At 36.7% G+C, this 18,656-nt stretch carries 20 protein-coding genes, 1 tRNA gene and 7 pseudogenes; 10 read left to right on the forward strand and 18 right to left on the reverse strand.

Annotation, left to right across the window (positions count from 1 at the left end):
- The 3 genes and pseudogenes from Q2T41_RS20290 to Q2T41_RS20980 all read right to left on the reverse strand — a co-directional run.
- Positions 1-473, reverse strand: a pseudogene (locus Q2T41_RS20290) (hypothetical protein); the annotation flags it as partial.
- Positions 474-534: 61 nt separating this feature from the next.
- Entirely contained in the window at positions 535-1,392 is an 858-nt protein-coding gene (xerA, locus tag Q2T41_RS20295; RefSeq protein WP_367186946.1) for a site-specific tyrosine recombinase/integron integrase, read from the reverse strand.
- Positions 1,389-1,661: a hypothetical protein gene (locus tag Q2T41_RS20980; RefSeq protein ID WP_367186944.1), complete on the reverse strand. Its 273-nt coding sequence runs from the start codon at positions 1,659-1,661 to the stop codon at positions 1,389-1,391. Before Q2T41_RS20980 ends, xerA begins: the two co-directional genes overlap by 4 nt.
- A 91-nt stretch (positions 1,662-1,752) precedes the next feature.
- Between Q2T41_RS20980 and Q2T41_RS20300 the strand changes: the two genes are divergently transcribed.
- Positions 1,753-2,136: a hypothetical protein gene (locus Q2T41_RS20300; RefSeq protein WP_304437244.1), complete on the forward strand. Its 384-nt coding sequence runs from the start codon at positions 1,753-1,755 to the stop codon at positions 2,134-2,136.
- Between the two features lie 182 nt (positions 2,137-2,318).
- On the opposite strand, the gene Q2T41_RS20305 is transcribed toward Q2T41_RS20300, so the two are convergent.
- Both Q2T41_RS20305 and Q2T41_RS20310 read right to left on the reverse strand, forming a co-directional pair.
- Entirely contained in the window at positions 2,319-2,489 is a 171-nt protein-coding gene (locus tag Q2T41_RS20305; protein WP_304437245.1) for a hypothetical protein, read from the reverse strand.
- A gap of 54 nt (positions 2,490-2,543) precedes the next feature.
- A tRNA-Met gene (locus tag Q2T41_RS20310) sits at positions 2,544-2,617 on the reverse strand.
- 138 nt (positions 2,618-2,755) lie between these two features.
- On the opposite strand from Q2T41_RS20310, the gene Q2T41_RS20315 reads away from it, so the two are divergent.
- Positions 2,756-3,139 carry an START-like domain-containing protein gene (locus tag Q2T41_RS20315; protein ID WP_089260554.1) on the forward strand — a complete coding sequence of 128 codons (384 nt, stop codon included), beginning with the start codon at positions 2,756-2,758 and terminating at the stop codon, positions 3,137-3,139.
- Positions 3,091-4,050, forward strand: coding sequence for an aminotransferase class IV (locus tag Q2T41_RS20320; protein WP_367186901.1), 960 nt, complete (start codon positions 3,091-3,093; stop codon positions 4,048-4,050). The genes Q2T41_RS20315 and Q2T41_RS20320 overlap by 49 nt, the downstream gene beginning before the upstream one ends.
- Here the strand turns inward: Q2T41_RS20320 and Q2T41_RS20325 are convergent.
- The 5 genes from Q2T41_RS20325 to Q2T41_RS20345 all read right to left on the reverse strand — a co-directional run bounded on the left by Q2T41_RS20325 (position 4,047) and on the right by Q2T41_RS20345 (position 8,575).
- On the reverse strand, positions 4,047-4,607 hold the full coding sequence (locus tag Q2T41_RS20325) for a YqgE/AlgH family protein (protein WP_089260552.1): 561 nt from the start codon (positions 4,605-4,607) through the stop codon (positions 4,047-4,049). The genes Q2T41_RS20320 and Q2T41_RS20325 overlap by 4 nt on opposite strands.
- Positions 4,608-4,717: 110 nt before the next feature.
- Positions 4,718-4,990, reverse strand: a complete 273-nt coding sequence (locus tag Q2T41_RS20330) for an HU family DNA-binding protein (protein WP_089260551.1) — start codon at positions 4,988-4,990, stop codon at positions 4,718-4,720.
- Between the two features lie 177 nt (positions 4,991-5,167).
- Positions 5,168-6,115 (reverse strand): methionyl-tRNA formyltransferase, encoded by a 948-nt coding sequence (gene fmt / locus Q2T41_RS20335; RefSeq protein ID WP_304437480.1) that lies wholly within the window; start codon positions 6,113-6,115, stop codon positions 5,168-5,170.
- A 1-nt stretch (position 6,116) separates the two neighbouring features.
- Positions 6,117-8,012 carry a RecQ family ATP-dependent DNA helicase gene (locus Q2T41_RS20340; protein ID WP_304437246.1) on the reverse strand — a complete coding sequence of 632 codons (1,896 nt, stop codon included), beginning with the start codon at positions 8,010-8,012 and terminating at the stop codon, positions 6,117-6,119.
- On the reverse strand, positions 8,009-8,575 hold the full coding sequence (locus Q2T41_RS20345; RefSeq protein WP_304437247.1) for an AAA family ATPase: 567 nt from the start codon (positions 8,573-8,575) through the stop codon (positions 8,009-8,011). Before Q2T41_RS20345 ends, Q2T41_RS20340 begins: the two co-directional genes overlap by 4 nt.
- An 87-nt stretch (positions 8,576-8,662) precedes the next feature.
- On the opposite strand from Q2T41_RS20345, the gene Q2T41_RS20350 reads away from it, so the two are divergent.
- The 3 genes and pseudogenes from Q2T41_RS20350 (at position 8,663) to murA (ending at position 11,014) form a co-directional block, all read left to right on the forward strand.
- The gene (locus Q2T41_RS20350) at positions 8,663-8,950 is read left to right on the forward strand and encodes a DUF493 family protein (protein ID WP_304437481.1); all 288 of its coding nucleotides are present in this window, start codon (positions 8,663-8,665) and stop codon (positions 8,948-8,950) included.
- Positions 8,951-9,031: 81 nt separating this feature from the next.
- Positions 9,032-9,691: a DUF4290 domain-containing protein gene (locus Q2T41_RS20355; RefSeq protein ID WP_304437248.1), complete on the forward strand. Its 660-nt coding sequence runs from the start codon at positions 9,032-9,034 to the stop codon at positions 9,689-9,691.
- Positions 9,692-9,707: 16 nt separating this feature from the next.
- Positions 9,708-11,014 (forward strand): annotated as a pseudogene (murA, locus tag Q2T41_RS20360) (UDP-N-acetylglucosamine 1-carboxyvinyltransferase).
- Positions 11,015-11,070: 56 nt separating this feature from the next.
- Here murA and Q2T41_RS20365 read toward each other — a convergent pair.
- The 3 genes and pseudogenes from Q2T41_RS20365 to Q2T41_RS20375 form a co-directional block, all read right to left on the reverse strand.
- Positions 11,071-11,418 carry a hypothetical protein gene (locus Q2T41_RS20365; protein WP_304437545.1) on the reverse strand — a complete coding sequence of 116 codons (348 nt, stop codon included), beginning with the start codon at positions 11,416-11,418 and terminating at the stop codon, positions 11,071-11,073.
- Positions 11,418-11,567, reverse strand: a complete 150-nt coding sequence (locus tag Q2T41_RS20370; protein WP_304437546.1) for a hypothetical protein — start codon at positions 11,565-11,567, stop codon at positions 11,418-11,420. Before Q2T41_RS20370 ends, Q2T41_RS20365 begins: the two co-directional genes overlap by 1 nt.
- Positions 11,530-12,236 (reverse strand): annotated as a pseudogene (locus Q2T41_RS20375) (pirin family protein). The gene Q2T41_RS20370 and the pseudogene Q2T41_RS20375 overlap by 38 nt, the downstream one beginning before the upstream one ends.
- Before the next feature lie 190 nt (positions 12,237-12,426).
- Here Q2T41_RS20375 and Q2T41_RS20385 point away from each other — a divergent pair.
- From Q2T41_RS20385 to Q2T41_RS20395, 3 genes and pseudogenes are all read left to right on the forward strand, one after another.
- A pseudogene (locus Q2T41_RS20385) lies at positions 12,427-12,956 on the forward strand (glutamate synthase-related protein); the annotation flags it as partial.
- 292 nt (positions 12,957-13,248) lie between these two features.
- Complete coding sequence (locus Q2T41_RS20390) at positions 13,249-13,722, forward strand: hypothetical protein (RefSeq protein ID WP_304437549.1); 474 nt, start codon at positions 13,249-13,251, stop codon at positions 13,720-13,722.
- Between the two features lie 93 nt (positions 13,723-13,815).
- Positions 13,816-14,333, forward strand: a pseudogene (locus Q2T41_RS20395) (DUF7935 family protein).
- A gap of 19 nt (positions 14,334-14,352) precedes the next feature.
- On the opposite strand, the pseudogene Q2T41_RS20400 reads toward Q2T41_RS20395, so the two are convergent.
- The 5 genes and pseudogenes from Q2T41_RS20400 to Q2T41_RS20415 all read right to left on the reverse strand — a co-directional run bounded on the left by Q2T41_RS20400 (position 14,353) and on the right by Q2T41_RS20415 (position 17,311).
- A pseudogene (locus Q2T41_RS20400) lies at positions 14,353-15,283 on the reverse strand (patatin-like phospholipase family protein).
- A 294-nt stretch (positions 15,284-15,577) separates the two neighbouring features.
- On the reverse strand, positions 15,578-16,114 hold the full coding sequence (locus Q2T41_RS20405) for a hypothetical protein (RefSeq protein WP_304437550.1): 537 nt from the start codon (positions 16,112-16,114) through the stop codon (positions 15,578-15,580).
- Between the two features lie 5 nt (positions 16,115-16,119).
- A complete protein-coding gene (locus Q2T41_RS20985; RefSeq protein ID WP_367186945.1) occupies positions 16,120-16,341 on the reverse strand; it encodes a M1 family aminopeptidase in 222 nt (73 codons plus the stop codon).
- Complete coding sequence (locus Q2T41_RS20410) at positions 16,251-16,856, reverse strand: M1 family aminopeptidase (RefSeq protein ID WP_304437551.1); 606 nt, start codon at positions 16,854-16,856, stop codon at positions 16,251-16,253. Before Q2T41_RS20410 ends, Q2T41_RS20985 begins: the two co-directional genes overlap by 91 nt.
- A gap of 56 nt (positions 16,857-16,912) precedes the next feature.
- On the reverse strand, positions 16,913-17,311 hold the full coding sequence (locus Q2T41_RS20415; protein ID WP_304437552.1) for a gluzincin family metallopeptidase: 399 nt from the start codon (positions 17,309-17,311) through the stop codon (positions 16,913-16,915).
- Positions 17,312-17,471: 160 nt separating this feature from the next.
- On the opposite strand from Q2T41_RS20415, the pseudogene Q2T41_RS20420 reads away from it, so the two are divergent.
- Positions 17,472-18,656, forward strand: a pseudogene (locus Q2T41_RS20420) (DEAD/DEAH box helicase); the annotation flags it as partial.

Below are 18,656 nucleotides of genomic sequence, written 5' to 3' on the forward strand. Positions count from 1 at the left end.
ATCCTTACTTTATCTGATTCCGAAATTTGGATTTTTAGAGTATGTGCGTAATCCATAAATCCACCACTTTCATTTTTCAATATTTTAAAGTCGTCTTTTAGCTCAATGTTATGTTCCGCTAATAATTTCCTTGCGTCATTTTTACTAAAAGTCCAGTCACTAATCCAAGGTGACATAAATAATAATATGAAACCAAAAGTCAGCAATAACGAAACATATTTTCCAGTTTTCGGTCTTTTAAATACTCTAAATATCCAGTAAGTCAGAAATACAATTTGAAAGGCCAAAATAAATGGCCAAATAAAAATCACAAGAAATTCTAGTTCCGCCAATATAGTCCAAGCAATTAATAAGCTCAAAATAGTTCCAGTTACAATTCCAGTTTTTTTATTTCTGTTCTTAAAAGGAAGCCAAAAACATAGGATTGATAATCCGAATAAAATTAGACTTGATATGATATTGAAGTGGTTCATTCAAATTACTGGCAACGTAAGAATATAGATCATATGATCTATATATATTTCATATGCGGAACTAAGATAAGAGATCTTTTATACCATTAAAGGAGGTTTCCGCCACATGGGTGTAAATTTCCGTAGTTTTGGTAGAACTATGACCCAATAATAATTGTATATGCCGTATGTCAATGCCGTCTTCAATAAGGTGTGTGGCAAAACTGTGCCTGAGCATATGGGGAGTTACTTTTTTATAGATTCCCGCTCTTTTGGCGGCCATAGAAATAAGTTTAAGTACACTGGATGCCGTATAGGCCTTCTGTTTTGGTCCTTCAAAAAGAAAGACCTTGGGTCTGTATTGCTTGTAATAAGTACGAAGTTCCTTTAATAGGGTAGGGCTCAGTACGGTCATTCTATCCTTGTTTCCCTTTGCGTCCTTTACGAGGATAAGCATTCTCTTGCTATCGATATCTTCCAATTTAAGGTGTAGCAGCTCACTTCTACGTAGCCCCGCAGAATATAGAAGGGAGACGATACAACGATGCTTTAAATTATTGGTATGGTCTATTAAAAATAAAACTTCTTTTTTTGAAAGTACTTTAGGCAATTGTTTATGTTTAATGGGCCGTTCAATTTTATAGAATCGGTTGGGCATACCCATTACTACCTCAAAATAGAACTTAATGCTGTTGACCGCTTGGTTTAAATAGGAGGTTGAGCGTCCTTCTCTAGTAAGAACCTGCAGATAGTTCCTAATTTCGATTTCAGTTATGACTTCGGGCTTTATATGGGAATAATAGTTGATGAACGTTTCAAAATGGTGTACATAGGTTTTTACAGTGTTCTCGGCATATTTTCTAAGTTCCAGCTTATCCAGGTATTCTTCCGGACATCTCTTATGACCTTCTTTAAGGTTCCTGTTTCTATACCAGTCTATATTATTGGGTTTTTCGGATTTAGGCCGCTATTATTTTCAAAAAAATAGTTTCCGTTAATCCAGACCTCTCCGCGAAACGTACTAAAAATAGTTCTAAGATTGGTTCTGTTGTTACGGATATGGTACATTCCATATTCCTCACTCCAGCAAATATTCGGTAGTTTCTCTACAAGAGCTTGGACCACTTTGTCAGATTTAAAAATGAGTCCAATATGTTTCACGTTATCGATCATTAAATGCTTTAGCGTAATACTTCTACCTTTAAACATGACATTTTTTTTACAAGTTCACTAAAGAAAATGATTTAATCGTATCTTAATCGAATAATGTTCGTATAAGTATTCACTTAAATTCATGGAAATGAGGTTACAACATGAATGTTTGTATTGTAAAAAACCACTTACCGGGAGGACGGATAAAAAATATTGCAATCTGCATTGCAAGAGTGCTTACCAATACCAAAAAGAAAAGGAACGACCTGAACGTTTCTATAATAAAGTGGACAATCAATTAAAACTGAACAGAAAGCTTCTAAAAAATTATAATAAAGGCGGTAAGGTCACTATCAGAAGCAATGTTTTATTGGAATTAGGCTTTGACCCAAATTTCTTTACCCACTATTGGAAAAACCAAAAGGGGGAGGTGTACCTATTTGTCTATGAATACGGATTTTTAAGAAAGACCGATAACGGAAAGGAAAAATATGTTTTGGTCATTTGGCAGGACTATATGAGGGATATTTAACCATACATTATAGATAGACTAGGTTTTCAGTCTTTGGTGCAGCACTATATTATCGGAATAAAGGTCGTAACCATGTTTTAGAAGCCTCAATAAGACTTTTCTGTAGGTCACCAGTACGTAAAGTCTTTCTTCTTTTGATTTATAGGTATTGGCATTCCCATAAAGTGTGTCTGCCGCTTTAGCTATCCATTTTTAGGGTCACAGAATGAGAAATAAACGTACCAACGTTTTGTCAAATCGCTATTGGTTGAGTATATTTTTGGGACGGAAAAATTACTTTTTACGGACAAATCGTTTGCACTTTTGTATTCATTCTCGTATTCAAAGGTAATCAACTCCTTAAAACTGGGCATAAAACAACGGTTTAGCGAAAACTAAACCGTTGTTTTTAAATACGTAATAATTAGTAGCGAGAGGGGGGCACGATCCCCCGACCTCCGGGTTATGAATCCGACGCTCTAACCAACTGAGCTACCTCGCCATATTATTTTTAAACGGCTGCAAATATAGTGGTAATTTATTTGTTCTTCAACTAAACCCACTTAAAAAATTTATAGCGGTCATTTATTTTTTTATCATTGAGAAATATATATATTGCTCTGAATAAAGTAGTAGATAAATGAGCGATAAAATAAAATTCGAAATAGAGTTTGTAATTCAGTCTTCACCCCAAATGTTATATCAATATTTGGCTACCCCATCTGGATTGTCAGAATGGTTTGCGGACAATGTAAATTCAAGAGGAGAGACATTTACCTTTATCTGGGATGGCGCAGAAGAAGAAGCTAAATTGTTGAAAAGGAAAACAGATGAGTTCGTGCGCTTTGCATGGGACGAAGCCGAGGACAATAGCTATTTTGAAATGAAAATTATTGTAGATGAAATTACGAAGGATGTTTCACTGTTCATAACGGATTTTGCGGATGAAGATGAAGTAGACGAATCTAAAATGCTATGGACCAACCAAGTTTCGGATTTAAAGCAAGTATTGGGTTCTTCCTAATAATATTCCTAATTACAGTATCTTTGAGCCTTAAAATTTTTAAGGCTTTTTTTATGGTCAATTTTAATGGTGAACTGGTAGAGGGCAATGGTCCTATACTTAATGCGGACAATAGGGGCTTACAGTTTGGAGATGCTCTTTTTGAAAGAGTAAGGGTCGTTAACGGTGATGTATTTTTCTTAGAGGAGCATTATTTGCGCTTAATGTCGTCCATGAGGATATTGAGGATGGTCATACCCATGAACTTTACCATGGAATTTATGGAAGCGGAAATTTTAAAATTGATAACAAAAATAAATGCGGATAAAGGGTATGAAATTAAATTTACAGTTTTCAGAAATAGTACAAAAAAGGATGCTGCAAACGTAAACTCCATTTCTTACGTCATTACAGCCAAAGAATTGGAGCATACCTTTTTTACAATGAACACCGGTGATTATGAGGTTGACCTGTATAAGGATTTTTATAAAAATTCAACAATGCTTTCCAATCTGGAAACCACCAATAAAATTTTATACACCGTTGCCGAAATTTATGCAAACGAAAACGATTACGATGATTGTTTATTGTTGAACGAACGTAAGCAGGTAGTGGAAACATTACACGGTAATATTTTTTTGGTAAAAGATAACTGTATTAAAACTCCGCCATTGACAGATGGTTGTTTAAATAGGATTTTAAGGAAAAAATTAATGGATATTATTGCCAAACTTGAGGATTACCAACTGTTAGAAGAGAGTATTTCACCATTTGAACTTCAAAAAGCGGACGAATTATTTTTAACCAATAGTATTGATGGTATCGTGTCCATTTCCAAATACAGAAAGAAAAATTTCAATGATGCCGCAGCTAAGGCATTGATAGGAAAACTAAATGCAGCGGCACGTTTATCCTTGGGTAAAACGGTCTAATTAAGACTCGGATTTTCTGGAGCATTTGACCACAGCAGATAATTACCGCCCAATTGTATCATATTTTCCTTCCAAAAAGCGTTGGCCGCTTTTTGGATAATTCTACTTTCGTGCTCATTCTCGATTACGATCCAAGATTTAGAGGTCAATTCCTCATCTAACTGCAGTGAAGACCAACCGGAGTATCCAAGAAAGAAACGGATATCATCTTCTGAAATTATCTCTTTATTGATAAGTTCTATGGTCGTTTCAAAATCACCACCCCAATAAATACCATCTGAAATTTCCACACTATTATCGATTAAATGTGGGACCTTGTGTATAAAATATAAATTATCCTGTTCTACAGGACCACCGTTATATACTTGAAAGGGTAACTCAATTTCAGTAACCAAGTCATTTATTTGATACTCCAAAGGCTTGTTTAATATAAAGCCAACAGAACCTTCAGTATTATGTTCCGCCAGCAGCACAACGGACCTATTAAAAGATACGTCACCCGTTAACGTTGGTTCTGCGATCAACAATTTACCCTTAGTTGGTTTTAAAGAGACCATGTATATTAACTTATTATAAACCTAATGTAAGATAAATCCTCCTAATTTCAAAAATCAATAAATAAAAAAGCGCCACTATGGGCGCTTTTCGTAATATATGTATGCAAATCTTAGTTTACAGCTTTACCTAAATCAGCTCCAGCTTTAAACTTAACTACATTTTTAGCAGCAATTTGGATAGTTTTTCCTGTTGATGGGTTTCTACCTTCTCTTGCATTTCTTTTAGATACGGACCAAGAACCGAAACCTACTAAAGAAACTCTATCTCCTTTTTTTAGAGAACTCTCAACATTTCCTAAGAAAGATTCTAATGACTTTTTTGCCGCAGCTTTTGTGATGCCAGCGTCAGCTGCCATTGCATCGATCAATTCTGTTTTGTTCATAATGTGATTAATTAATTGTGATTAATATAATTTTTATACCTGATAACAAATTTATATGGATTTATGACCAACACAAGTAAAATGGGCGGAAATCCCTTATTTTGTTGATAACTCAAGAGGTTTGTTAATAAAGTAGGTCTTTTTTTACATTTCGCCTAGCCCAATAACTACGGGGGTTTAACCCATTTTGGCATTTTCTTGGAGTTGAAGACCGTTTAAAACATCCTTAACATGCATTCTTTTTTTGCCTTGTAATTGCATTTCTTCCAAAAGTATATACCCATGTTGTACAGCAACCTTTAATTCTTTTTTGGAAAAGACTAAGGTTCCGTTTGCCAATTCATGTTCAGCTTTTTCTATGTTAGCCTTATAGATTTTGGTAATAGTTTGCTGGTCTGCGTTGTACAGGGTTGTCCAAGAAGCAGGGTAGGGGCTTAACCCTCTAATGAAATTATAAATATCCACCTGCGGCCTGTTCCAATCTATCTCGCACGTTTCCCTATGAATTTTATGTGCAAGTTTAAGGTCGTCATGGTTTTCTTGCTTTGAGGTATTGAAATTACCCTCTTGAATTCTCTGCAAAGTTTTTATAACGGTCGTTGCACCTAAATGCATAAGCCGGTCATGAAGATCCGCAACATTGTCAGTAAAATTAATGGTTGCTTCATCTTGTAAAATAATTTCGCCAGTATCTATTTTTTCATCGATAAAAAAAGTAGTGACTCCGGTTTTTGTTTCTCCGTTTATTATGGCCCAGTTTATTGGAGCGGCACCACGATATTGTGGTAATAATGAAGCGTGTAGGTTAAAAGTTCCATATTTGGGCATATTCCAAACCACCTTGGGTAGCATTCTAAAGGCGACCACAATTTGTATGTTGGCGTTCAGGTCCTTTAAAGCGGCCAAAAAATCCTCATTTTTTAAATTGGTGGGCTGTAAGATTTTTAAACCATGTTTTACCGCAAATTGTTTTACCGCAGACTCATTGAGTTTTCTACCTCTACCGGCGGGCCGATCCGGAGCGGTTATTACCCCGGCAATCGTATATTTTTTTTGTACGAGCTGTTCCAGAATTCCCACGGCAAAATCCGGGGTTCCCATAAATACAATTCTCAATGCTTCCATATTATCTGCGTTCATATTCGTTTGTTGCGTTTAACGATAGTTGTTTTTCTTCCAATAGTTCTTGTAGGGCAGTGATAAGGTTTTCCTGTTCCGCGCCCAATTTTTCCTGTAATGTTCTAGAAGAGGCGCTTTGTTCCTGTAATATTCCTAGAATAGCTTCTTTTAATTTCTGTATATCGGTATGCCCTATCTTATTTCTTTCACAAACATCGCAAATACCGCAGGCAATACGTTGCTTTTCACCAAAATAATCCAATAACTGAATGCTTCTACAGGTATCTACATTATCTATATAATCAAGAATAGTTGTTATTTTTTCAGTTTTAATTTGATTTTGTTCAACGATAGTCTTGGAAAATCTGTTGATAGTACGGTCATCGTCCCGTGGTACCAAAAATGTAATTTCCAGATCAGTAGGAGAACTATGGTAAATGATCATGTCATCTTTGGCTAATTTTTCAAGATTCAACTGAACCACAGATTCTGGTCTTTTGCTTTTCTTTGCCAATAAATAGGTATTTATTTGGTTGTCAAACTCAAAAAGTCCTCCATAGGTGCGTAAAACTATTTTGACAAATTCCTCTAATTGCGGATTCTGATGAAAATAACGATAAATGGCTGATTTGTCCGTTTTGAATTTGACAGTGGTTTTCTTTGAAAAATTCTCTGATAACGATATAACGGAATTCCTGTCCAGTAACTGAAGGGTGTTGTACGTTAAATAGGTATTCAGCTTATAGGTGCTGCAAAATTCGTTAAAATTAAATGGAAATTTTTCTTCTACATATTCGCCAAACCCTATTTGAAAATAATTGTTGAGTTTTTTGTAGACCAATTTTACATATGATGTATCTGGCAAAACATCCAAAAATTGTTTTTTAACCAGATTTTTGTCCGTTGTATTGGTCAATAATATAGCTTTGGCCCTATCTCCGTTTCTACCGGCCCTTCCTGCTTCTTGAAAATAGTTTTCAATACTATCCGGTATTTGATAATGTATGACCAATGCCACATCTGGCTTGTCAATGCCCATGCCAAATGCATTTGTGGCAACCATAACCTGTGCTTTATTAGTTAACCACGTACCTAACCTTTCCGTTTTTAGTTTTTGGTCCATACCACCATGATAAAAAGTAGCTTTGATGGCGTTTTGCTGTAAAAAGGAAGATAGCTCCTCTGCCTTTTTTCTGCTTCTAACGTAGACAATGGCACTAGTTTTTAACTGTTTGCAATATCTTTTTAAGTAACCGTTTTTGTCCTCGGTGGCTATAATTCCAAATCCAATATTTTTTCTAAAGAACGAATCTTTTACTACTAAGGGAGATTTAAGCTCAAGAGAATTGACCATATCTTCCGTTACTCTTTTTGTAGCCGTTGCAGTAAGGGTCAAAATTGGGGCTTGTGGATGAAATTCCCTTAGAATGGCGCAATTTAGGTATGCCGGCCTAAAATCATGTCCCCATTCAGAAATGCAATGTGCTTCATCTATCACGATTATAGATACGTTCATGGACTTTATACGCTCCTGCACAAGCTCTTGTTGCAACCTTTCTGGTGAGAGGTATAAAAATTTGTAATTGCCGTAGATACAATTATCCAATAATTTATCTACATCCTCAAGTTTAATTCCGCCCTTTAGGCCTAAGGCCTTAATGCCCAATTTTTGCAAATTGTCCACTTGGTTTTCAATCAGGGCAATCAAGGGAGATACGACTATACATATACCGTCTTTCATTAAAGCGGGTACTTGAAAACAAATAGATTTCCCGCCACCTGTGGGCAGTAGGCCTAAAACATCCTTACCGTTCAGGACGGCGTTGATAATACTTTTTTGCGAGCCCTTAAAGTTTTCAAAGCCCCAATATTTATTTAAGATGTCTTCTGGTGTAGTGTTCACCCTGTCTTCTCTATATGGTCTATAACAAATTGTAAACGTTCTTCAATTGTGCCAAAAGGAACCTCAATAGGTTGGTAACCCAATGCCGTATATGTTTGGTCCAAATGGGCGTGAATGCCACAGGCCTGTTCAAAATTTTCCATACGTTCATTATCCTGAACATAAATATCCTCCCATGGTGGTAAGATCAGTACTTCGTCGTATCTGTGCAGGGAACATAAATCGGAATAGTAAGGTTCTATAGGTTGTTTAAAATAATTCATATAGGCTATTACATCCGGTAATCCACGGTCGTAGAATAGATGTGGCCGTTGTATGATCTCACCTTCCTTAAAATGTTTTAAACGGGCATGTATAAGTTGATCGTTGAAACTTTTGGCATCATCCACAAAGTCAATAGGGTTTACCAGTTGATCAACAACTTCCTTGCCGTCAAGGGCATCTAACGTCATGGTCCTTATCACTTCATGAAAACAATGAAAACCATGTTCTTCCAAAGATGAGATCAGTACAGTTTTACCTGTTCCGGGCCCGCCTGTAACAACTATTCTTTTGTTTTTCAATTTCTTACAATTAGCTGACAAAAGTACATAAACCCAGAGTATAAAAAAACTGGTGGTTTACCCTTATCTTTGCTTAAAATTGAAGGTATGGATGAAAATAATCCTGAAGAATTTTATAAAAAATTAAGGGTTCAGTTAAAGGAAACATCAAAATGGCCCACTAATTATCTATATAAATTTATAGTAAAGAGCGATACGGATAAAGTAGGGCAAATTCACCGTATATTTGATAATATGGGCGCGGTAATCAATTCAAAAAAATCCAAAACAGGAAAATATACCAGTGTTTCCATTACCGTGAATTTGGATAGCCCGGACAGTGTTATCAAAAAATACAAGGAAGTAGGTAAAATAGAAGGGGTAATCTCGCTCTAAAATAGTATTTCAGCTATAATTTTATTAATTTGGCATCGTTATAAGAATACTTCTCAAACATTTTAAGCTAAAATTTTCAATTTGCAATTAGTAGAAAACCTAGAATATAATACGGAACGTTCACATTTAATTATACCTGAATATGGCCGTCATTTTCAAAAAATGGTAGATTATGCCGTATCTATAGAGGATCCGGTAGAACGTAATAAGATAGCCCAATCCATAATCAGTGTAATGGGTAACCTGCAGCCACATTTACGTGATGTGCCAGATTTTCAACATAAGCTATGGGACCAGCTGTTCATTATGTCAGATTTTAAATTGGATGTGGAATCACCGTTTCCTATTACGTCCAAGGAAATCCTTAGACAACGACCAGAACCTTTGGAATATCCACAGAATTTTCCAAAATACCGTTTTTACGGCAACAATATTAAACGAATGGTGGATGTAGCCGTGGAATGGGAAAAGGGGGACAAAAGATCGGGCTTGGAATATGCCATTGCAAACCATATGAAGAAATGTTACCTTAATTGGAACAAGGACGTGGTAGACGATAAAACTATTTTTAAACATTTGTACGAGTTGAGCGATGGTCAAATAGATTTGGCTTCTGAGGAAGTAAATCTTACCGACAGTGGCCAGTTCCTTAAAAATAGAGTTGCCAAAACGCCGAGGTCAAATAATTCTGGCAAGAAAAATCAAAGAAACAATAATAACCGCGGCAAGAAACGCTATTAAATTTCCACTTATTTAGATGGGAACATTCAAAATTGAAGGAGGGCACCAGTTATCCGGTGAAATAACACCTCAGGGCGCAAAAAACGAAGCACTTCAAATCCTTTGCGCAGTACTGTTAACAGACGAAAAAGTAACCATTAGCAATATTCCGGATATTGTTGATGTCAATAAGCTCATTTCCTTATTGGAGGATTTAGGCGTTAAGATTCAAAAGAAGGGAAAAGGTTCATACACGTTTAAGGCAGACGATGTAAATATGGATTATTTACAGTCCGATCAGTTTAAACAAGATGGTAGGGGACTACGTGGATCCATCATGTTGGTAGGACCATTATTGTCCCGTTTTGGTAAAGGGTATATACCCAAACCAGGAGGAGATAAAATTGGTAGAAGACGCTTGGACACCCATTTTGAAGGTTTTATAAAATTAGGCGCCAAGTTTCGATACAACCGTGAGGAATATTTTTACGGGGTAGAGGCCGAAAAATTAATCGGTACCTATATGCTTTTGGATGAAGCATCCGTAACCGGTACTGCAAATATTGTAATGGCAGCTGTTCTGGCAGAAGGCCAGACAACCATATACAATGCCGCCTGCGAACCTTATTTACAGCAGTTGTGTAAAATGCTCAATAGAATGGGCGCCAAAATATCGGGTGTAGGCTCTAATCTTTTGGTAATTGATGGGGTAGATAAATTAGGTGGTACGGAACATAGAATGTTACCGGATATGATCGAAATAGGTAGCTGGATCGGTCTGGCGGCAATGACCAAAAGTGAATTGACCATTAAGGATGTTAGTTGGAACGATTTGGGTCAAATACCTACCGTTTTTAGAAAATTGGCATAACCGTTGAAAAGAAAGGTGATGATATTTATATTCCCATCCATAAAGATGGGTATGAAATCCAAAATTATATAGACGGTTCCATTTTGACCATTGCCGATGCTCCTTGGCCAGGATTAACTCCTGATATTTTAAGTATTATGTTGGTCGTAGCGACACAGGCTAGAGGAGAGGTGTTGATACATCAAAAAATGTTTGAAAGCCGTTTATTCTTCGTGGATAAATTGTTGGATATGGGAGCTAAGGTTATCTTATGTGATCCGCACAGGGCTACCGTAATAGGACATGATTTCAAATCTACCTTAAAGGCCACTACAATGACTTCCCCTGATATTAGGGCCGGTGTTTCATTATTAATTGCCGCATTATCGGCAAAAGGAACTTCCACTATTCACAATATTGAACAAATTGATCGTGGATATGAGCATATAGATGAACGTTTACGGGCAATAGGAGCCAAGATTACACGGGTTTAACCTTAATATAAATCGTAAGTATAAATAACAAACTCCATAAGATGGTCCGTAGCCAATTATGGAGTTTTAGTTTTTATAAGGGTTTTGTCAATTTCAGTTTTGTTGGCTATCTGGTTGTGTAATGGTACAAATTTTAGGAATGTGGACAACCAAACGCTTAGCACAAGTACACTACTAATAAGTGTATACAAGTCTAATTCTTTGTAGACTTGAAGGGTAGTGGTTATTAATTGACCTGTCATCAACGGAACTACGATAATGGCTATACTTTTGGTGTATTTATTATGCCATTGATACAGATTTTTATGTGGGTAGTATGTAAAACTCGGATAAATTATAAGTTGTACCATCCAAATCAATACAAACAATCCTGTATCGCAAATAAGACGTATAAGGTCCAACATTATTTTTCAATTATGTTGCCATCAGGGTATTGGGCAAAACGTCCTCGTTCAACATCATGTACATGATCGGGATAGCGCCAAGGCCAACCTCCAAACTGAGTCAATCTAAATTCATCCATGGCTTGTTCCAATTCCTTTTGGGTATTCATAACAAACGGACCGTATTTTTTCAACGGGCTCATTGATCGGTCTGCCTTGTAAAACCAATAGGTAAGCATCTTTTTCTATGGCCTTTATTGTCATTGGTTTGGATGCATCTGCTTCTATTCCATGATTGGGCATAACGGTTTCATCCATAATCCGTAACGTATTACCTTCATAGAAATATATGGTGCGCAACGTACCATGTTTCGCCATGGGCAATTTAACCGATTGATTGGCAAGGATATGGATGTTCCATATAGCGACATCATTATCCAAATCCGCGGCCCAAGAATCGGGCGCAGGTGGTAAGGCCTTATAATCGTCATAATTTCCTGCAATGACCTTAATTGTACCCCCTTGAAGTTTGGCTATAGGTATTTCCTCATGCCAAAGCATTTTAAAATGGGGTGGCACCAATTTATTTTTTTGAGGTAGATTCAACCAAATTTGAAAGAGTTCCAAGGTGTTTTCCCTATCCGTATGCAGTAAAGGAAACATTTCTGAATGTTGTACACCTCTGCCGGCAGTCATCCATTGTACGTCCCCTTCACAAAACGGCCTGCAGCTCCTAAAGAATCGGAGTGGTCACAAAAACCTTTATTCGCTATGGTGATGGTTTCAAATCCACGATGGGGATGTGCTGGAAACCCGGGAATTGAAGTGCCATGGTACATTCGCCAGCCATCCTTGCCTATGAAGTCATTACCCAAGGCCTGCCCTCCAATGAATCCGCAGGGCCCAATGCTCCATTTCCTTTGGGGTAATGGTCTAAATGATACACACAGAACAAAAATGGATCTTGTGTTGCCAAGGAAATCTTAATTGAAAAATCTTCATGGTTTAGAAATTTACTTAATGTACCGCAGTGTTGATCTAGTATATGGTTTCTCCAGTCTTTATAAAGTATTTTTGAATAGAAGCCTGACCGATAGAATTGTATTCATAGGATCAGGTAAACTAGGCTTTCCCGCCAAAGCGGCCATGGCATTTTCCATGGGAGTTGACTGCATTAATGTGGCACGAGAGGCAATGATGAGCATTGGCTGCATTCAAGCACAGGTATGTCATACCAACAGATGCCCTACAGGAATTGCCACACAAAGCAAATGGTTGCAGAAAGGAATAGATGTTCCCCTTAAATCTGACCGATTGGCACAATATTTCAACACGTTTCGAAAAGAATTGTTAGAAATAACACATGCGGCAGGCTATGAACATCCTAGCCAATTTACAATGGACGATGTACAGGTAAACGTTGATGACAACGATCTTAATAGAAGTCTGGCATCTACTATGGATATAATAAAGCCAAAGTAGCCTTTACAAGTGTTCAGGAATTAAAAGACTGTTCGTATCTTGGCGGCAAATTTGAAGACAAAACAATAAAAGCATAATACAGATGATGAAACTATATGTAGGTTCACTACTTTTTTTGGTTGGTCTAAGCAACCTACAAGCCCAAAAAAAAGTGACCTAATAGCACAAAACCAAGAACTAAAATTTCAGCTAGATTCCATAAAAAGAATTGTGAACACTGCACAGCGCAATGAAAAATTAGGATTGTTAAGAGCAGAGGAAATGCAAGTTCAAGTAAAGGAACTACAGGATGCGAATGCCACCCTTATGAAAAATTGAACAGTTTTTGCCACCCTTTCCAGTCAAAACTCGGAAAACATTACTAAAACCTTGGCCACCTTAAAAAGAAAAGAGGAACAGATTAAAGGTATTGTTGACGGCATTGCAAGTAATGACTCTACCGCAATCATGGTACTAACCCATGCAAAACAGACCTTAGGCGAAAATGCCAATGTAAATGTTGCCAATGGAACAGTTATCATTTCAGAAAAATTGGATTTTTTCTTTGTGGACGGATTAGGAAACAAAGTCTCTACGGAAGCAAGTGCCTGGCTAGAAAATATTGCCAATCTCATTAAAGCCAATCCTAAGAGCATGATAACCGTTGCTAGCATGAATATTACAGGAGAATTAGACCTTGCCCTACAACAGGCAACATCAGTAGCAAGTATTCTAATAAAGGATTATGGTGTTCAAGGTGATCGTATAAACACAGTTGGTGCGGATGGTAATTTACGGGAAGCCATACAGATTAAATTTCAACCGATTACAAGGCATTTTATGATATGGCAAAGGGAGATGTAAAAAATTAATCACTTGCATTTCATCGATTAGCCTTTATACTAATTGAACATATTCACCGTTTAATAGGGGTATTAAATTTAAATAACACTAAAAATGACCTCAGACCAAATATTTCAACTTTTTGCTTATCTATTGCCTTCAGTAGTAACAGGTGCCATTGCATTTTATTTCTTTAGGATGCATACCAATAACGAGGAGGCAGAAGGCGTTTTCTGCTTCATAAAGATTCACAAAAAGATACATTACCTGTTAGGCTGCAGGCATATGAAAGAATGGCCCTGTTTTTAGAACGCATTTCCATACCTAACCTAGTAGTTCGTGTTGCCCCACATTCCAAGGATAAAGCCGCTTATGAAAGTTTATTGATAAAAAGTATAGAAACGGAATTTGATCATAATCTTTCTCAGCAGATCTATATGACAGATGAATGTTGGAACATTATAAAGGCCGCTAAAAGTGCCACTATTCAAATGATACGTAAAGCGGCAATGAGCGAAACGGATTCTGCCCATAAATTAAGGGAGGATATTTTAAATGAAACTATGGAAAAATCCTCTCCATCTGCAACTGCACTTTCATTCGTTAAAAAGGAAATCAATGATTTATGGTAATTGCCCAAGCGGCAATTGTTCATTTTTCCTTAAACCAATTACTCATTGACATTTGCTCAATGGGGTTGGTTTCCTCATTTTTGTTCTTGGCGTACAAATATCCCCTTTTCCACCATAAGGTCATTTTTTGCTTGTCGAAAATTAGGGAATTGGTCGTTAGAATTGTAGGCGTATAATAAAGGTTAATAATGGCATTTTTTTGATTGGCCACCAATTTTCCAATTCTGATATTTTGGTTTTCTATACGATCAAGGATAAAGCTCATCATCGTCGTTATCAACTCAAACGGATTTCTAGAGGCTACGCGGTTTAAATAATTTACCTCTGTATGCAACACCACCACATCTACCTCTGTGGCCCCTCTTTTAATTGCCTCCTCTATAGGGACAATACTACCAAGCCCCCCATCTGCATATTCACATCCATTTTTACGCACCAAGCTCATAAAGGGTGTGTAATTGGCCGAAATCCATATCCAATCACAATATTCATCGTATGTACAATCCTTTATAGACTTATATTCCACTTGGTTCAAAGAAAGGTTAGATACGGTAATGACCACATCCTTAGGGCCATTTTTTAGGGTATCAAATTCTTCTACGGTAAGACTTTTTCTAATGAGTTTTCGTAAGTTTTCACTTTCGCCAAACGTTTTTTTCCCCTTTAAAAAATTTCCCAAAACCTTCCAGTGGTTTATAGAAATTTCTTCATTGCCATGTATTTTCTTTATTAAGAATGGGCAATTATTAAATATACTTTGTTGATTGACATTGGAATATATATCCTTAATCTTTTCTAATTTTCCTAGTGCTAGATGGGATATTAAAGACTACCGGTAGAAGTACCTACAAATAGGTCATAAGTCTTACCCCTTCTTGTATTAGGTATTGTGCCACGCCACCAGCAAAAGCCCCTTTACTACCACCACCAGAAATTACTAAAGCCCTCATGCTATTTGATTTTTTTCTTAAGTACTGCAAATCCTTTGTATCCATCCTCATTGATAAAGAATCTATTCTTTGTCGTTGATCTTCATCCCGTAATTCCTCATCAAGCATTCTTCTTGCAAATGTCTTAAATTGCCAAGAATGATGATTGGTGGCCTTTATTAAATTTTCCAAAGCTTCCCCTTCCAAAACTTTTAAATTGGACAGATACATAAATGCATTTTGCCTTACCTCTGTATTGTAACGGGAAGAAGTATAACTTTTAAGCTTTTTAAATAACCGGATTTTTTAACCAAATTATAACTTGGTGTAACCATTGCCAAAGCTAACCAAAGCGTACGTATATTTTTTACTTGGCAAACCAATTTCATCTTTGAGTATATTTAAATATTTACTCCTTTCCTCAGGAAACTCAACCCATAATTTATAAAAGACAGTTTCTTTAGTCACATAACTATCGTCCGTTAACATAGATTCGAACAAAGGTTTTAAAGTTTTAAAGATAGGGTCTCGTGAAATGGCCAAATATTGTCTGGGCATTATTTCCTTTGCCTGCAACAATTCACTTAAAGTAGTATCACTGATTTTGGAATGAAAATCTAAAATAAACTGTTTTTTTAAATGAACTGAAGTAGAATCGTTCCAGAATGAAGTCATTATGGAATCTTTATAATATGTTTCTGTTGTACCAATTGCATCCGCTATAGCTTGATATCTCTGTATTGAGGCACTGTTTTCATATAAATAAGCCATGGCTTTTTCATACGGAAAGTCAGTATTAACCAGCCATTCCTCTTTGAAGGAATTTAAATTTTGTCCACTTACAGCCTCCATTTCCTTTAAAAATCCGTAACGGTAGCGTTACTAAAACTATACTTTTTCAAATAGGAAGCTATACCCTGCCTAAAAGCCTGGTCTCCCAACTGTTCCCTTAAAATCAACAATGCCCAAGCGCCCTTTTCATAAAAGGTTAAACTATCTGCATTAGGATCAAGTAATGATTGCCATTGCCATCTTCTGACTGATTTTTTAACGTGGCAGCCGTATCGTAATACTTCCAATAAAATTTATCCTCCCCAAAAATGGACCGTTCGGCCAAATAAGCGTAGTAGGTAGCAAAACCTTCCTGAAGCCAATGGTGGTTACCACTTTCTTCCGTAACCAAATTACCGAACCACTGGTGCGCAAGCTCATGGGCATTGACATTTACATAATTTCTATCTTTAAAGGCCACACTATCTATCAAATAACTATCAGAAAATAATGTTGCACCCGTATTTTCCATTCCTGCATATAGAAAATCATGTACGGGAACCTGTTTATAGTTTTGCCAAGGGTAGTCAAATTCTATTTCTTTTTCCAAGAAATCAAATATCCTTTTAGTATATCTATATGTGGGTTCTACTTTTAATTCCTCTTGAGGGTAATAATAATTCTCTATAGGAATACCGCTCTCTGACCTTAATACTTGTTTTTTGTACTTACCAATTGCAAAAGCGATCAAGTAGCTACTCATTGGTCTCTCCATATCAAAGCTCCATGCCAATTTACCGTCAATGGGAGTCTTATCTACCAATAAACCATTCGCAATAACTTCGTTGTTTTTAAAATATATTATTTTAAGGTCAACCTCTACTTCTCGTTCATATCGTCAAAAGAAGGTAACCAATGACTGGTATATTTTCCCTGTCCCTGTGTCCATATTTGTTCATTACCACTTATGGCATCATTGAATCCAACAAAATATAAGGCTTGTACGGGCTGAGCTACATAGTCTAGTTCTACATGATGCTCCCCGTTCTTTTTAGGGGCCCTAAATCCATTTTTTTTACCATTATTGAACACTTGCCGCTTACGACCATTAAGCCTAAATTCAATGATATTGATGTTTACACCATCAATAAATATAGAATCTGTTTCCGAATGTTGAAGAAAAGTATAACGGACCTTTCCTTGTATTTCCATAGCTAGCGTAATCTGGACTAATGGTTGCGGAAATCCTAACAAAATCCACATTCCTGTTCTGGGCATTACCCAAAGCAAAAGTGAAAATCAAGAAAAGAAAAACAACAGGTTTCATAATGTAAATATATTTGGCTTTAGCTATATAAAAAAATGTAATACAAAAGACCTTTTCAGCAAAAATGCATAGCTACTTGTACTTAAACGTGTTTAGATCTAAATTCGTGTTATGAACAACAGTTTTCTGCAAACGCCAATAGTATATTTAAAGGGGGTTGGCCCCAATAGGGCAGAAATTTTGGCTTCAGAAATTGGCGTATCCACATACCAAGACCTTTTAACCTTTTCCCCAACAGATATATTGATAAGACCCAATATTATAAAATTGGTCAATTACAACGTAGCAATGCAGATGTGCAGATAATTGGCAAAATCGTTCATATAAAAACCGTAGAGCAAAAAAAGGGTTCTAGATTGGTTGCGCGCTTTATAGATGAGACCGGTGAAATGGAACTGGTTTGGTTTAGGGGACAAAAATGGATTCGCGAAAATCTTAAGTTGAACATACCCTATGTCATCTTTGGGAAATGTAATTGGTATAACGGTACTTTTTCTATGGCCCATCCGGAAATGGAGCCTTTAAAGGAACATCAACAAGGTACTAAAGTGTATATGCAGCCTGTATATCCTTCCACAGAAAAATTAAGCAACAAGGGTATTACAAATAAGGTTGTCAGTAAACTCATGCAGCAACTGTTTATGGAAATTGGTGGTAGATTCTCCGAAAGCCTGTCCAACAAACTGTTAGATGAGCTTAAATTATTGCCCAAACCAGAAGCAATGTTCAATATCCATTTTCCTAAAAGTCAAGACCTTTTGGCCAAGGCACAGTTTAGGCTAAAATTTGAGGAACTATTCTATATCCAATTACAGTTGATCGGAAAAAATGTTTCACGTAAAAAGAAATTAAAGGATTTCCCTTTCATGAAGTCGGTGAATATTTTAATGATTTCTACACCAATAAATTACCTTTTGAACTAACCGGAGCACAGAACGGGTAATCAAGGAAATTCGGGCAGACCTTGGCAGTAATGCCCAAATGAATAGATTATTACAGGGCGATGTGGGCTCAGGAAAGACTATTGTAGCGGTAATGACCATGCTTTTGGCCATTGATAACGGATTTCAAGCCTGTTTAATGGCACCTACCGAAATTTTGCCAATCAACATTTTCAAGGCATTTCAGAGTTATTGAAAGGAACCGAAATTACATGTTCCTACTTACGGGATCGGTTAAAAAAGTCCGCTAGAAACCTATTCATGAGCAACTTGAAAATGGGGAACAGAACATTCTTATATTACCCATGCACTCTTGGAAGATAAGGTAAGGTATAAAAACCTGGGTATGGCCATA

The sequence above is a fragment of the Maribacter confluentis genome (genome assembly GCF_030505015.1).
Classification (GTDB): Bacteria; Bacteroidota; Bacteroidia; order Flavobacteriales; family Flavobacteriaceae; genus Maribacter; species Maribacter sedimenticola.